The 14,000-nt window shown below is 67.2% G+C and carries 11 protein-coding genes; 5 read left to right on the top strand and 6 right to left on the bottom strand.

The window, feature by feature from the left end; genetic code table 11:
- Nucleotides 1-196: 196 nt before the first annotated feature.
- The 3 genes from R2834_08060 to purD are packed head-to-tail and all read right to left on the bottom strand — an operon-like array spanning nt 197 to nt 5,966.
- Nucleotides 197-3,754 carry a hypothetical protein gene (locus R2834_08060; protein ID MEZ4700267.1) on the bottom strand — a complete coding sequence of 1,186 codons (3,558 nt, stop codon included), beginning with the start codon at nt 3,752-3,754 and terminating at the stop codon, nt 197-199.
- Nucleotides 3,755-3,790: 36 nt separating this feature from the next.
- Nucleotides 3,791-4,711 (bottom strand): hypothetical protein, encoded by a 921-nt coding sequence (locus tag R2834_08055; GenBank protein ID MEZ4700266.1) that lies wholly within the window; start codon nt 4,709-4,711, stop codon nt 3,791-3,793.
- Nucleotides 4,680-5,966, bottom strand: coding sequence for a phosphoribosylamine--glycine ligase (gene purD / locus R2834_08050; protein ID MEZ4700265.1), 1,287 nt, complete (start codon nt 5,964-5,966; stop codon nt 4,680-4,682). Before purD ends, R2834_08055 begins: the two co-directional genes overlap by 32 nt.
- Before the next feature lie 211 nt (nt 5,967-6,177).
- Here purD and R2834_08045 point away from each other — a divergent pair, with 211 nt between their 5' ends.
- From R2834_08045 to R2834_08025, 5 genes are all read left to right on the top strand, one after another.
- A complete protein-coding gene (locus tag R2834_08045; protein MEZ4700264.1) occupies nt 6,178-6,774 on the top strand; it encodes a heme NO-binding domain-containing protein in 597 nt (198 codons plus the stop codon).
- 31 nt (nt 6,775-6,805) lie between these two features.
- Nucleotides 6,806-8,899 carry an ATP-binding protein gene (locus R2834_08040; protein MEZ4700263.1) on the top strand — a complete coding sequence of 698 codons (2,094 nt, stop codon included), beginning with the start codon at nt 6,806-6,808 and terminating at the stop codon, nt 8,897-8,899.
- 140 nt (nt 8,900-9,039) lie between these two features.
- Complete coding sequence (locus R2834_08035) at nt 9,040-10,290, top strand: acyl-CoA dehydrogenase (GenBank protein ID MEZ4700262.1); 1,251 nt, start codon at nt 9,040-9,042, stop codon at nt 10,288-10,290.
- A 24-nt stretch (nt 10,291-10,314) separates the two neighbouring features.
- Entirely contained in the window at nt 10,315-11,622 is a 1,308-nt protein-coding gene (locus R2834_08030) for a sulfatase (GenBank protein ID MEZ4700261.1), read from the top strand.
- Entirely contained in the window at nt 11,523-12,017 is a 495-nt protein-coding gene (locus R2834_08025; GenBank protein MEZ4700260.1) for an FN3 associated domain-containing protein, read from the top strand. The genes R2834_08030 and R2834_08025 overlap by 100 nt, the downstream gene beginning before the upstream one ends.
- A 4-nt stretch (nt 12,018-12,021) precedes the next feature.
- On the opposite strand, the gene R2834_08020 is transcribed toward R2834_08025, so the two are convergent.
- The 3 genes from R2834_08020 to R2834_08010 form a co-directional block, all read right to left on the bottom strand.
- Nucleotides 12,022-12,204, bottom strand: a complete 183-nt coding sequence (locus R2834_08020) for a DUF3179 domain-containing (seleno)protein (protein ID MEZ4700259.1) — start codon at nt 12,202-12,204, stop codon at nt 12,022-12,024.
- On the bottom strand, nt 12,201-13,151 hold the full coding sequence (locus R2834_08015; protein MEZ4700258.1) for a DUF3179 domain-containing protein: 951 nt from the start codon (nt 13,149-13,151) through the stop codon (nt 12,201-12,203). The genes R2834_08020 and R2834_08015 overlap by 4 nt, the downstream gene beginning before the upstream one ends.
- A gap of 114 nt (nt 13,152-13,265) precedes the next feature.
- A complete protein-coding gene (locus tag R2834_08010) occupies nt 13,266-13,961 on the bottom strand; it encodes a Bax inhibitor-1 family protein (GenBank protein MEZ4700257.1) in 696 nt (231 codons plus the stop codon).
- Nucleotides 13,962-14,000 lie beyond the last annotated feature (39 nt).

Raw genomic sequence — 14,000 nt, 5'->3', positions numbered from 1 at the left:
CATCAGTGACTGGTCATTGGGCAATAAAGTCACTGGTCATGAGCAAAAAAAGTCACTGGTCATGGACAAAAAAGTCACTGGTCACTGGTCATTGGAATGGTGTCAGCATTAGATATCCAGTGACCAATGTCCAGTGACCAATGTCCAGTGACCAATGTCCAGTGACCTCTTCGGGTAACACCCGAAGACCCTCCCATCAAAACAACGCGCTCATCTGCACCCGCATCGTGTGCAACGTGGGGGCGCCGGCGGGGGCGCGGCCGTCGTAGGAGAAGGAGAGGCGGAGGTAGCGCGAGAGGGTATAATCGCCCTGGAGGCCCCATAGCAGCGACGTGCCGGCGCCGCGGCCGTCGGTCAGCTCGAACTGCGCGAGCCCTACGGCCTCGCCGTCGAGCTGGATGAGCGAGACCTCGCCGCGCGTCGTGAGCTGCAACTTGCGGACGACGGCGTACCGCGCCTCCAGCGGGATCCGCCACATCCTCACCTTGCGCCCGAGCAGCGTGTCTTCCTTGCGCGCCAGCACGCTGCCGGCGACGAAGGTGTACGACCGCGTCGGCGAAAACGACACTTCCGGCTCGAGCCGGATACTTTCGATGTTGTAGCGGCGCGAAGCGAAGGCCTCGCTGCCCAGCCGGTTGGTCTCCAGGGCGCCGGCCAGCTTGACGGCCCATCGGTCCGACAACCGCGACCGGCCTTCCAGGCTCCAACTATTGAGAAACCGCGTCTCTTCGCCGGCCGCCAGTTCGGAGAGGCCCCGCGTCTGGTTGAAGCGGACATCCAGCCCGAAACGCGGGTTTGCCCGGAAGAGATAGATGTCCTGCGCGATGCGGAGCCGGCCGTTGACGGTATGCTCCGGGCTTCGGTAGCGGCTCAGATCCATCAGGTAGATCCGAGCCAGATCCGGGTCCCGGCTCTTCTCGGAGAGGTCGATCGTCGTCTGCGTGCTCACCTGCGCCAGCGCGCGCTGCCACGCCGCACCGGCGCGGCGCCACGCCTTCGCCGGATCCAGCCGCAACCGCAGCCGCGCGCCGACCCCGATGACCGACGACAGGCTGTCCGACGGCACATACGTCAGCACGTACGTCCCCTCGTTCGGAGTGCGCTCGGGGAGGAACTCGTCGATCTGGATCGCGCCGTCCTGGTTCGTGTCTTCCCAGACGAACTGCCCCAGCTCGGGTCCGGTGCGGATGTAGATTTCCTGGAGCGTCGGCGTCCGCTCGGTGGCAGCTTCGTAGCGCAGGTTGACATCCACCACGCGCTTCGGCGTCGTGAACTGGGTGGTGGATCGGAGGATGAGCGACTCGTTGTCTTCCCGCCGCTCCTGCGTCCGGAAGTAGTCGGTAAAGCGACGCACGCGGTACCCGAGGCTGCCTTCGGTGGTAAGCCGGTCGGACGCTTCCCAGTTGAACTGGGTTTGATAGGTCGTCGCCGTGGCCGCGTCCTGCAACGCGCCGGCGGCCCATTCTTCTTCAGCACGCACGGCCACGCTGGCGCCGGCCTGGAGCCGCTCGGCCGCCCACGCGAGGCCGGGGCGCACCTCGAGAAAGGCGAGCGATGCGCGGGTGAGGCTGTCGGTGCCGGCCACCCGCTGCCGGCGTCGCTCCTGCTCCAGCTCGATGTACGGCGTGAATCGTTTCCCGAACACCGGCTGCGCCAGCCGCCCCCGCTGCCGGAACCACTCCCCCTCCTCCGAGGCGAGGGCGTTTGAACTCACGATCGCCTCCAGCCGGTAGTCGGCCTGCGGCCCGCTCGACTCCGTGAGGCCGGCCTGACCCAGCAGGCGCCGGCTCTTGAAGGCCTCCCCGAGCGTAAGCCAGCCGGCTTCGCCGCGCACGAAGGACGTCGGCGTGACCCGCACCTCGACCGCCGCCTCGTCGGTCACCTCGTCGCCGCCGAACGCCGCCAGCTCGGTCTCCGCGCTGAACGTGCGCGCCCCGAGATTCCAGCGCCGGCCGTATTCGACGGGCCGGATCCGGTTGAACGAGGTGAACTGATGGCCCACGAGCCGGCGTTTGTACTCCGCGAAAACGCTGCCCCGCTCGCGCGCGCCGAAATCCACCGGGATGCGATTGATGCGCCCGCCGGCGACATAGGCCTGGCCCACATCGTCCACCGCATCGACCCCGGAAAGCCGGTTCTGATCGAAAAACGAACGTGCCCACTCGCCAAACACCTCGACGCCGCGGAAGGGCTCGAGGCGCGACTGGAACGCGAGCAGGTTCTGGTTTTTCGGTTTCGGGAGGATCAAGACAGGCTCGTATTCGCCGAGACCGGGGCCCCGGTACTCGTACAGCAGCCCATTGACGCCGCGCCCCACCCGCGCGTAGCGGCCCTGGCCCGTCCCCACGCGGGTGAAGCGCACCCGATACACCTGCACCGAGTCGGGCGGGCGCGCCTCGACGGCGACGAAGATCGTATCGATCGCGCCCGACGCGTTGACGACGGCTTCCTGGCGGTACTGGACATACGGCGCCTCCGGGTCGTAGACCACCGGGTCGGCCCCGCTGCGCTGCGCCTGGCCGTCGCCGGCCTGGATGAGCCGGAGGGAATCCTGACGCGAAAGGCCGAATTCGTCGTTGAACACGTCGCCGTCCGCCTCGCGCATGAACGTCACGCCGACCGACGCGCGCGGCAGGCCGGCGGCGTCCGGAAACAGACGCGCCTCGGCGGCGGATGCGACGAGCGTGCGGCTGAACTGGTTCGTCGAATACTGAAACTCGACGGTGATGCGCCGCTCGGAAGTGACGATCCGGTTCGGGGTGAAGGTGATTTCTCCGGTGGCGTAATCGATCACGTAATCGTTCGTCTCGCCGCGGGTCAGCAGCGCGCCATCCATGAATACCGACTCCGAGCCGGCGATGACGATAATGAACTGCTCCCCGGCCTCCCCCTCCAGGCGATAGGGGCCCTGGACGCCGTCGATGGGCGGGATGTCCTGCGACCGAAACAGCCCGCGCGCCGCGGCGCCGGCGGCGTCGACGCGCAGCCGGTTGCGGCCGCCGGCCTCGCCGGCGACGTGCACGCCCTGGAGCTTCCGCGAGAGCTGGGCGAACTCGGAATGGCTGTAGTCGAGGTTAAAATCGCCCAGCTGCACCTCGCCCGTTTTCGACGTGATGCCGATGAATACCTTGTCGAATTCGTTCAGCCGCTGGGTGGTGCCTTCGGGCTGGATCGGGGTGTTCGCGTCCGTCAAAACGGCCTGCACCTGAACCCCGTCGACGATTTCGCCGGAGAGCTGCATGCGCAGGCCCGACTCCACGCTGATGTCCCGGTTGTTGCCGGCGACGATGCCGCGCGTGATCGACCCGCTGCGCTGCAACCCCGGCGTCCCGAAGGGGTCGCGGGAGGCGGCCGCTCCTGCGGCCGGCGGGCCGCGGAGCGTGTCGGCCTGCGCGGCGGCGCCGGGCAGGCTGTCGGCCAGGACGGCGTCGCGGTAGACGTCCTGAAAGCGGAAAGGAAAGGTATTGTAGGATACGACCAGCGTCCCGGGCGGCCGCACGCGGATGCTGTCGAGCCGAAGGATGCCGGGCGTATACGCGAGGGTGTAGGCGGTCGAATCCAGCAGCGCGCCATTCCAGTAGAGCCGCTCCGTGCCATTCACGACATACGGGCGCAGCGTGACGGGTTCGAGGCGTTCGAGGCGGAGCGAATCCCGGTGCGCGCCGATGGGGCCCTGCGCCCGCTGCGCGGCGGCCGGCATGGCGAGACCCCATCCGATCAAGCACAGAAGCAATAGCGGGCGCAGCGGCATCATGATCGACGGCAAGGAAACGCGCGAGACCGACTCGCGTCAGGGAGTCGGCAGCCGGTAGAGGGTGCGGCGCGTGAGGATGTACACCCCGCCCGGCACCGCCGCGAGATCGACGATGGGGCCGTCCAGCACGAGGCGAGGCGCCGCCTCGAAGGAGGCTCCGGCGTCGAGGCGAGCCAGCCGGTCGGGCCGAGCGATCCAGACGATGCCGCCCCGGGCGTCGATGGACACGGCATCGGCCGCCTCGCCGAGCGGGCGCGCGCCGGCAAATCCCCCCAGCAGGTCGTACGACATGACGGCGCCGTGGCCGGCGTCGAGCACGAGGAGGGTGCCGCTCTCCTGATCCAGCGTCAGCGCGATGGGATCGAGCAGGGCGCCGTCGCCGGCGTCGTATCCCCCGATCACCCGCTCGAAGTTGCGCTCCCGATCCCATTTCAGCACCACGCCCCGGTCGGCATCCAGGACGAACGTCTCTTCCGCATGGCTGGTGCGCACCGCGATGGGGCGTCCCTGTCCGCGCGCGTCGTCCTGCTGCTGTTTGCGGTAGGAGGCGAAGTTGCCGGCATCGCGATCCTGCCGGTCGGTCGCCTCGACGGGCATCGATTCGAGGAAGAGGAATTCGGAGGAGAAGCGCTGCAGCCGGCCGTTGCCCGCGTCGGCGGCGACGAGGATGAGGCCGTTGGTCGGGTCGACGTCCGCCAGCCCATCGAACTGGCCCGCGGCGGAGCCGCGACCGCCCAGCCGCACGGGATCTCCGCCGCCCGGACGCAGGACGACGATGCTTTCCCGGGCACCTTCGACCACGTAGAGCACGCCGGCCGGATCGACCGAGACGGCGCGGGCGTCGGAGAACGCGGCGATGCGCTGCGGGTCCTGCGCCGCCGCCGGCCGGCTCAGACCGGCCCAGCACGCCAGCAGCAGGCAACCGCTAAGCCCGGCGATCCAGCCCTTTTTTGCCAATGTCGGTTCGATAGTGCGCCCCTTCAAAATGGATTTTCTTGACGCCGGCGTAGGCGCGTCGCAGCGCGTCTTCCAGCGACGGGCCGGCGCCCGTGACTGCCAGTACGCGTCCGCCCGCCGTTACGATCCGCCCGTCGGCGTCCCGTTTTGTGCCGGCGTGAAAGATGAGCGCATCCGCCAGCTGTCCGCCGGCGTCGAGGCCCGCGATGGGGAGGTGTTTCGGGTAGTCGCCCGGGTAGCCCGCCGACGCCATGATGACGCACGCCGCGGCGCCGGCCGCGTTCGGGGTGGGGACGCGGCGCACGTCCCCCTCCGTCGCGGCCCGGATCAGGGCGGCGAAGTCGGCGTCCAGCAGCGGGAGGATGACCTGCGCCTCCGGATCGCCCAGGCGGCAGTTGTATTCCACGACGCGCGCGCGGCCTTCGTCGATCATCAAGCCGACGTACAGGAACCCCCGGAACGGCGCGCCTTCCTTGCGCATCCCCGCGAGGGTCGGCTCGATGATGTCTTGCCGGATGCGGGCCTCCAGGGCCGGCGTCACGATCGGCGCCGGCGCATAGGCGCCCATCCCCCCGGTATTCGGCCCGGTGTCGCCATCCCCCACCCGCTTGTGGTCCTGTGCGGTGGCGAGCAGCACGTAATGGTCCCCATCGCTCACCGCGAAGAGGCTGGCCTCCTCGCCCTGCATAAACGCCTCGATCACGACCTCGTCGCCGGCGTCGCCGAAGCGATGGTCGCGCACGATGTCGCGCAGGGCGCCCCGGGCTTCCTCGCGCGTGGTGCAGATGATGACCCCCTTGCCGGCCGCCAGCCCGCTCGCCTTGAGGACGACCGGCATCTCGGCCGTTTCCAGATAGGCGTCCGCCTCGGCGTAGGCCGCCGCAGCGAAGGTGCGGTGGGCGGCCGTGGGGATGCGGTGCCGTTCCATGAAGGCCTTGGCGAACGCCTTGCTGCCTTCGAGCCGCGCCGCGGCGGCGGTGGGACCGAAGATGACGAGGCCGGCGTCCTCGAACGCATCGACGATGCCCATCACGAGCGGCTGCTCGGGCCCCACCACCGTGAGATCGATCGCCTCGCGCCGGGCGAACGCCACCAGCCGGGCGATGTCGGTGGCCGGGATGTCGACGTTGGTGCCGACCGATTCGGTGCCCGGGTTGCCCGGGGCGATAAACAGGGTTTCGCAGAGCGGACTTGAAGCCAGCTTCCAGGCCATGGCGTGTTCGCGGCCGCCATTTCCGATGAGCAGTATGCGCATGTATGAGGATCAAGGAGCATGGGCGCCGCAGCGGACGGGCCCGGATGAGCGTGCCCGGGAAAATAGCGGTTCGAGGCGCAAAATCCGACCCGCCGCCGCCGGCCTCGCGGTGTTTTCAAAATCCAGGGTTCTTTAAGCGACTTGCCCCCCGCGCCGATACCAGAAGGCAACCTGTGCGGCGCATTCATCAACCCGGCGAGGAGGCTTTCCTATGTATGGCATGGTAAACAAGGCGATTCGGGAATACATCGAAACGTCGTTTGGAAAACCTGCGTGGCAGCAGATCAAGGCGGAAGCGGGATTCGACGCGCCTGAATTCATCAGCATGGATCAGTACCCGGACGACGTATCCGTCTCCCTGGTCGTCGCGGCATCCCAGGCGACGGGCCGCACCGTGCCCGCCCTGCTCGAAGCGATCGGCGAATACTGGATCGGATTCGCCATGCGGAGCGACTACGGGCACCTGCTCCAGATGGCCGGCGATACGTTGCCCGAGATCCTGATGAACCTGGACAACATGCATACGCGCATCGGGCAGTCCTTTACCGAGCTGCAACCCCCGTCCTTCTGGTGCACCGACGTGACGGACGAGTCGCTCACCCTGCACTACGTGTCCAGCCGCGGCGGACTCCTCGCGCCGATGGTGGCCGGGCTGGTCCGCGGCCTCGGCAAGATGCTCTCCGTCCACTGCACCGTCGAGCAGACGGCCGTGTACGGGGAAGGCGACGGGCACGACGAATTCCACGTGACCTTCGCGCCGGCCGAATCGGCGGGCGCGTCGACGTCGCCGGCGTACCATCGCGCCTGAAGCGGGTCTCATCACTTTTCCCGGGTGACCAGTGCACACGCTCGCATACCACCTCTTCGGTAGGGCCTTTCCGTTTCATCTCGTTGTCGACCAGAAGTTGTCCATCGTTCAGTATGGCCCTTCGCTCGCCAGCGTGATCGAACCGATACGCACCGGCAGTTCGCTCACCGCCCTCTTCGAGATTCAGCGCCCGAAGATCCCGCTGCTGTTCGACAACCTGCGGCAGGCCACGAATGCCGCGCTGGTGCTTACGTCCCGCTCGGTCCCCCTCTCCTTCCGCTACCAGGTCCTCCACGACGAGGATGCCAACCTGCTTTTCCTGATCGGCTCGCCGATTCTGAACGAACGGGGGGACTTCCAGAAATTCAACCTCAAGCTGAGCCTCTTCGCGCCGCACGACTCGCTGCCCGACCTCATGATGGTGCTGCAGCCCATGCAGATGCTCGTGCGCGAGAAGGATCAGCTCGCCTCCGAACTCGAGCGCAAAACCCGGGAGCTGCGCCAGGCGCGCGACTTTTTCGAGCAGCAGGTGGAGGAACGCACACGCGAACTCCTCGAATCGAAACTCCACGCCGAGGAGGCCAACCAGGCGAAGACCTCGTTCCTGGCGAACATGAGCCACGAGATCCGCACGCCGATGAACGGGGTGATCGGGATGGCGAGCCTGCTCTCCGACACCGAGCTGTCCGCCGAGCAGAAGGAGTATGTGGAGACGATCAGGACCAGCGGCGAGAGTCTCATCACGATCATCAACGAGATCCTCGATTTCTCGAAGATCGAGGCCGGCGAGATGGCCGTCGAAGCCATCCCCTTCAATATCATCACCTGCATCGAGGAAGCGCTCGACACCCTCTCGTTCACGGCGGACAAAAAGGAACTCGGCCTCGGACTGCGCATCGCCCCGGACGCCCCGGAATGGGTCGTCGGCGACCCGACGCGCCTCCGGCAGATCGTGCTCAACCTGGTCAACAACGCCATCAAGTTCACCGAAGCCGGCCAGGTGATCGTCGAATACCAGCGTACTGGCCAGACCGAAGCCGGCAACGAGCTTAAAATCTCGGTGCGGGATTCAGGGATCGGCATCCCGCCAGACCGTCTCGACCGACTCTTCAAGTCCTACAGCCAGGTCGACTCCTCCACGACGCGGCGATTCGGCGGCACGGGCCTCGGCCTCGCGCTGAGCAAGAAGTTGTGCGAGTTAATGGGGGGACAGATCGAGGTCGAGAGCCGGCTGCACGAAGGGTCGACCTTCAGCTTCACCGTGGTGGCCCGCGAGGCCGAGGAGGTATCGCCGGAGCCGACGCCGCTCGGCATCGCCGGCCAGCGTGTGCTGGTCGTCGACCCGAACCCCGTCATGGCCGACCTCGTGGGCGACCGGCTCGCGCACTACGGGCTCACGGTCGATACCACGACCGAGTTGACCGACCTCGAGGAGCGTATCGCCCGGGACGCCATTGACCTGCTGGTCGTCGACTACCGGGCCATCCGCGCCACGGGGACGCCGCACAAGCCGCTGCGCGAGCTGTTGCCGGACACGGTGCCGTCCATGCTGCTCGTGCCGCACGGGACCCGCAAGGCGGTGCCCGAGATGCAGCAGTACAAGCTGGTGAGCCATCCCATCAGCCGGGGCGCACTCACGGAGGCGCTGTCCGACCTGCTTTGCCCGCCGGCGTCGGCGTGCGCCATTCACGCCGCGCAGATGGCGGACATCTACCCGCTCAACATCCTCATCGCCGACAGCAACGCGACGCATCTGAGCATGATCGCGCGCATCCTGGAAACGCTCGGGTACCACCCCGACGTGGCCAGCTCCTGCCAGGGGCTGCGCGACAGCCTGGAGCGCAAGGCCTACGACCTCATCCTCGTCGAATTGCGGCTCGCCCATACGAGCGGCAGCGCCTGCACCCAGCTCAACCGGCCCTCGGAGTCCGGCCATCCGGCGCCCTACGTCCTCGCCCTCTCCGTGCATACCTGGCCCGAGGAGGTCGAACGCTGCCGGGCGCTGGGCTTCGACGGCGTGCTTCCGCTGCCCCTTTCGCGCTCGAAGCTGAACCAGGAGATCGAACACGCGAGCCGGCTCCGTGTCGCGCGCCTCGCCAGCGAGCTTTCGCAGAGCAACGCCTGAGCCGGCCGGCACCGGCACATCTTCGCGCGCGTCCAATCCCTGCATTTCCTGCCACGCGGACCTAGGGAACGACGGGGGGCGTACGTACATTAGAGGCGCATTCCCTCACCCGACATCACGCAGCTACGCGTTCATATACCATGTCCTCAAAGGCTTTTAATATCGATGACATGTTCCTCTTCGAAGAGATGCTCTCGGAAGAGGACCGCATGATCATGGAGGCGGCGCGCGAATACGCCCAGCAGCATCTCGAGCCCCGGGCGCTCGAAGGCAACCAGCACGAGGTTTTCCATCCTGAAATCGCCCGCGAACTCGGCGAGCGGGGCCTGCTCGGGGCGACGATCCCGCCGGAATACGGCGGCGCCGGCGCGAGCTACACGGCCTACGGTCTCATCGCGCGCGAGCTGGAGCGGGTGGATTCCGGATACCGTTCGTTTGCGTCGGTCCAGTCGTCGCTCGTCATGTACCCCATCCACGCATTCGGCACCGAGGAACAGCGTCAGCGCTTCCTGCCGGGCCTGGCCACGGGGGCGCTCATCGGCTGCTTCGGGCTCACGGAGCCGGACCATGGGTCCGACCCGGGCTCGATGAAGACCCACGCCAAAAAGGTCGACGGGGGCTGGGTGCTCAACGGCTCGAAGACCTGGATCACCAACTCGCCCATCGCCGACGTGGCGGTGGTGTGGGCCAAGGCGCGCGAGGCCGGCGACAGCGAGCCGGTCATCCGCGGTTTCCTGGTCGAAAAAGGCTTCGCCGGCTTCACGGCGCCGAAGATCCACAACAAGATGTCGATCCGGGCCTCGATCACGGGCGAAATCGTGCTGCACGACTGCTTCGTGCCGGACGCCAACGTGTTTCCCGAGATCCGCGGTCTGAAAGGCCCCTTCTCCTGCCTGAACAATGCGCGGTACGGCATCTCGTGGGGCGTCGTCGGCGCCGCGGAGAACTGCTATCACCGGGCCCGCGCCTATGTCTCCGAGCGCGAGCAGTTCGGCTACCCGCTCGCCTCGATGCAGCTGATCCAGACGAAGCTGGCCAACATGGCCACGGACATCACGCAGATGCAGCTGCTCGCCTGGCGCCTCGGCACGCTCAAGGACGCCGGCCGCGCCGCGCCGCCGATGATCTCGCTGGCCAAACGCAATAACTGCGGGAAGGCGCTCGACATCGCGCGCAACGCGCGCGACATGCTCGGCGGCAACGGCATCACGGGCGACTTCCGGGTGATCCACCACATGGTGAACCTGGAGACGGTCAACACCTACGAAGGCACCTACGACATCCACGGCCTGATCCTCGGCCGCGCCATTACCGGTATTCAATCCTTCGTGCCGCGCGGAAACGACGTTCCCGACGCGGCGCCTCGCCCACACGCCGCCGTTTCGGCCTGACGCCGGCCGGCCTCCACCCAGCCCATGCGCAACCTGACCCGTGCGACCCGCCGGCGTCTCCATCGGACGCTCGCGCTGGCCGCGCTGTGTCTGACGGTATCGTTCACCGCCCAGGCCCAGCAGCCGAATATCGTCTGGATATCGGTCGAGGACATGAGTCCACATCTCGGCGCCTACGGCGACGCCGTGGCCCGGACTCCGAACCTCGACCGCCTGGCCAACGAAGGCGTGCGCTATACGCGCGTGTTCACCACCGCCGCCGTCTGCGCCCCCAGCCGCTCCGCGATCATCACGGGGATGTACCAGACGACGATCGGCACGCACCATCACCGCACGTCGCACGAAGCGGAGGGGCTGCCCACGCCCTACTCGGCCGTACCGCCCCCCCATGTCAAGGCCTTCACCGAGTACCTGCGCGCCGCCGGCTACTACACGACGAACAATGCAAAAACGGACTATCAGTTTGCGCCCATCGGCGACCAGCGGCAGCCGCTGACGGCGTGGGATGAATCCGGGCCGGCCGCCCACTGGCGCAACCGCCCCAACCAGGACCAGCCGTTCTTCAGCGTGTTCAACTACACCGGCACGCACGAGTCGCGGGTGTGGCCCCGCGACGGCCAGCCGATCGTCACCGACACCGCGCTCGTCACGGTACCGCCCTACTACCCCGACGAGCCGGTCGTCCGGGAGGATCTGGCGCGGATGTACGACAACATCGCGGCGATGGACGACTGGGTGGGGATGATCCTGGACGACCTCCGCGCCGAAGGGCTCGCGAACAACACCATCGTGATGTTCTGGAGCGACCACGGCGACGGCATGCCGCGCGCCAAACGCTGGCTCTACGATTCCGGCCTCCACATTCCGCTGATCGTCCGCTGGCCGGGCCGGCTCGCCGGCGGCGGCGTCGACGACCAGCTCGTCAGCGCGATCGATCTGGCGCCGACGGTGCTGGCGATCGCCGGCGTCCCGCTGCCCGTGCACCTGCAGGGCCGGCCCTTCCTCGGCCGCACCAACACGCCGGCACGCGATGTGGTCTTCGCCGCGCGCGACCGGCACGACGAGGCCTACGACCGGGTGCGCGCCGTGCGCGATCGCCGGTTCAAGTACATCCAGAACTTTTACCCCGACCTCCCCTACGTCCAGTTCCTCCCCTACGAAAACCGGAACGAGACCATGAAGCTGCTCCTGCGCTTCCATGCGGAGAACCGCCTGACCGGGGCGCAAAAGCTGTGGTTTCGCTCATCCAGACCGCCCGAGGAGCTGTACGACACGGAGGCCGACCCCACGAGATCCGCAACCTCGCGGACGATCCGGCCTATGGCGCCGTAAAGGCCCGGCTGAGGTCCGCCCTCGATACCTGGCGCACGACGACGGGCGACCTCGGCGAGGTCTCGGAAGAGATCATGGTGGCGCAGATGTGGCCCGGGGGCGTCCAGCCTCGGACGCAACCGCCGGCGTTCATCCCGAACGCGGCGAATTTTATCGCCCCGGAAGCGACGCCGGCCGGCGGGGTCTTCACGGCCCCGGTCCTGCTCATGATGCAGAGCCCGACCCAGGGCGCCTCGATCGCGTACGCTCTGGGCGACAGCCAACCCACGCGATGGCTGCTCTACAGCCACCCCATCGCGCTGCCGATCGGTACGACCATCGTGCGCGCCCGCGCCATCCGGTACGGCTACGCGGAAAGCGAGGAGGTCCGCGCCGCGTTTATCGTCACCCGATGACACCTCACGGCGCGTAGACGCGGGTATCAGGGCGAAAGGCGAACCAGGCGAACGCGAAATAATTGCCGTGCGGCACCGCCTCGAGCTGCGCGCCGGCCAGCGCGCCCTGCACCGCGCGCCCCGTGACGGTCCAGACGCTCCCGGTTTCGTTGTCGACGAACCGGTCCCGCTCGTAGCGAAACGTCAACACCCGCCCATCGATCGCGCGGTTGAACACCCCGTCGTCCCCACCTCCCGCGAATCGGCGATGGACGACGCATCGAGCGCGGAAACGGCCCCTTTCCCGTGGAATACCACCAGCGCGACGTCCTCGACGGTGTCGTTGATGACGCCGGCTTTACGCGTGATGCCGTAGGGATAGGCCTGAAACGCGTCGCCGATGTGCACGGTCACCACCTTCTCCATCGGTCTGAGGCGCGGGTCGTCCGGGCCCCGGTATAAAAACGGACGCTGGTCGATGTCGTCGTAGCCGGCGTAGGGATTCCGGCCGTAGTCGCGCTGATGCCCCGTCTCGCGCGAGAGGACGTCGCCGGTGGGATAACTGGCCCGGAACTGCTTGAACGAGACGATCTGCGCGGGAATGGGCGTCAGGTGCGCGCCGGTCAGGTCCCCCACGATGCCTTCCCCTGTGAGCTGCTGCCAGAAGGACTCGGTTTCGCGGTCGAACATGATCATGTCCGAGTACCGCAGCATCCCCGATACCCCGAACCGGTAGGTCCGGTCTCCCACGCGCCGATCGTAGGCGACGGCGGCATAACACAGCGGGCAGAAGGTGACCGCCACGGGCACGCCGGCGAGTTCGTCGTTCACGATCTCGTGCCACGTGAGGATCTGGAGCGGATAGGCCCTCGCCTGCCCGTCGATGGCGACGGCGATCACCGGCTCCTGCGGTTCGATCCATGCCGAGGCCGCTTCCTGGGAGACGAAGCGCGGCGTGTCGATGGCCGGAATGCCGTCTTTCGGCGGTCCGCCCGACATCAGTTCGCCCCATTCGATCGAGCGCTTCTGCGTGTTGGTCGCCCACCCCCGCAGTTCGGGCGCTTGCTGCGCAGCGAGGCCGCGCGCGGCGAAGAGAACGAGGAAGAGGAGCGCGATACGGGACATGCCGGCGTGGATGCGTGAGCGGCGGGGCATCGATGGGTCTCGGGGCCGCGGGGATCGTTACACGTGGGCGAAAACAAAAAAAGGGTGAGCCCGGGCACGGACTCACCCTTACCGAATGCGGTGCTAGCATGCCCCGTTTCGATGTCAGCGGCGCGACATGAACAGGCGCAGGATGTACCAGAACATCAGGGCCACCGAGGCGAACAGCGAGAGCGCCGCCGCGACGTGGCGATCCTGGGGATAGTGATGCAGCACGTTGGACGTGTCGTACAACACCGCCCCGCCGGCGAGGGCGACCATCCCCACGGAGAAAAACGTCCCCAGTTCAAAACCGAACAAGACGCCGGCCACGATCAGTACGAGGGCGACGATAAAACCCCAGCGCAGGATGCCGCCGAGAAACGAGAAGTCCTTTCGGGTGGTGATGGCGACGGCCGTCAGGCCGGCGAAGCCGAGGAGCGTGACGATCGCCGCGCTGTTGATGACGCCGGGCGCCGTGAGGTCGGCGATGTAGAGCATCGGCACGAACAGCACCGCTTCGGCGGCCACGAAGGCCGCGAGGGCGCCGTACTGCGACGCGGTAGATTGCGCCTGCATGGCCGTACGGCTCGCGAACCATCCCACGATCATGAAGCCGCCGAGCACGAGCAGCCAGTTGACGCTCAGCATCGCCGTCGCTATGGTCGCGGCCAGCCCCGTCTTGAACAGGGCGACTTCGATCAGGGCAAAACCCAGCATGGCGGCAAAGAGGTGGACATACGTCCGCATGATGAAGTCGGCACGCTCGTCGACGCCGACCTGGGCAACCGGCGTGGAGCGGGAATAGGCGTAATCTTGCATGAGCGATAGCGTCAGGTTGAAGTAAAAAGGGTGCGTCGC

The sequence above is a fragment of the Rhodothermales bacterium genome, from assembly GCA_041391505.1.
GTDB lineage: Bacteria > Bacteroidota > Rhodothermia > Rhodothermales > JAHQVL01 > JAWKNW01.
This window is presented reverse-complemented; position numbering and strand designations above follow the sequence as displayed.